Genomic DNA, 1,364 nt, shown 5'->3' with positions numbered 1-1,364 from the left:
CGTCGTGTGCGAGGAACTGCTGGAGCGGGGCGAGTTCGACGCCGCCGAGTATCTGCTCGCCGGCTGCGCGGACCTCCGGCGGCACGACGCCGAACGGCTGACCCGGCAGCTGGAGAGCCTGCGGGTGAAGGCCGCGGAGTTCGTCCGGCAGCGGCTGGCCACGCTCGGCCGGCGGGCGGCGGCCGCCGGAGTGGCCTGGGAGACCGACCCGGCCGAGACGGACGCGCTGGTGGAGCAGGCGCGCTCGGGCCGGCCGCAGGTCGTGGCGCGGCTGGACGAACTGGCCGACGAGCTGCGCAAGCGCGTCGCGGAGGCCTCCCGGGAGCTGACGGACCGCCTCCCGAAGACACCGGCCGGCGCCGCGCCGCAGCGCGGGGAGCAGGCCGTGGCGCGGATCAGGGCGCTGCTCGACGCCGGTGAGCTGCTCGCCGCGGCCGCCCTGCTGAACCGGGAGCCGCCCGGGGCCCCGATCCCCGAGGGCATGACCGCGCTGCCGGTCTGGCGGGCGGAGTGGGAGCCGCGCCGGTTCCTCGAGTACCACCTCAACGCCGGCCGGGAGCGCCCTCCGGCGTTCGTCGAGTGGCGGGCGGCGGACCGTGGCGGACAGCTGCTGCTGGAGGCGTACGGCCGCCTGGAGCGCGACGGGGCCGCCGGGGCGGCCGAGGACTTCGCCCGTGCGCTCGGCGGCTTCCTCGGGGCGCCCCCCGGACAGGTCGTGGCCACCCCGATCGGGGACAGCCCCTTCCATCTCACCTACTTCGACGGCCTGTTCACCGGAACCGCCCTGTCCCGGCTGCACCCGACCGGCCGCGTCGACCTGTACGTCGGGGGACCCGGCGCGGTCGGACTGCCGGAGGCCGGCGAGGACGAGGCGCCCTACGTGGTGGTGGGCCCCAGGATCGAGCCGCCCGGCTACACCGACCGGCTGCCCGCCGCGGTCCTGACCCTGCGGGACGTACTGCGCCTGGTGGTGCTCGCCGACGTGCCGGACCGGGCGGCCGCCCTGCTGGGCCTCCTCGCCCCGCAGTGGCCCGTGACGGCGCTGGCCGGGAACAACGGGGCCGAACTCGGGCGGATCCTGGGCGACGAGCCCGACGTGGCCTGGCGCACCCTGCGCTGGCTCAGCCATCTCTCGCTGCGCTGCGGCCCGGCGGCGGTCCAGGCGATGGAGCACTGCACCGGCATGGACCCCCACCTGCTCCTGGTGATGCTGCGGTACGCCGAGAACCAGGACGTGGGCGGCGGCCCCGTCGAGACGTGGGCGGCGGCCGAGGGCGGCTGGGAGCGGGACGAGGCGCTGACCCACGCACTGCGGGAGGAGCTGACGGCCCGCTGCGGGGGGCCCGCCGCGGAGGTGGCGTGGT

1 protein-coding gene is annotated in these 1,364 nt (G+C 77.1%); it reads left to right on the top strand.

Annotated features, from left to right (window positions below; translation table 11 throughout):
• The coding region (locus ACWEN3_RS46620; protein WP_452984518.1) for a hypothetical protein at positions 1-1,364 on the top strand (1,364 nt) is incomplete at both ends.

This window comes from Streptomyces sp. NPDC004561 (assembly GCF_053602155.1).
Note: the sequence above shows the minus strand (reverse complement) of the source record. Positions and strands in the feature narration are given on the sequence as shown.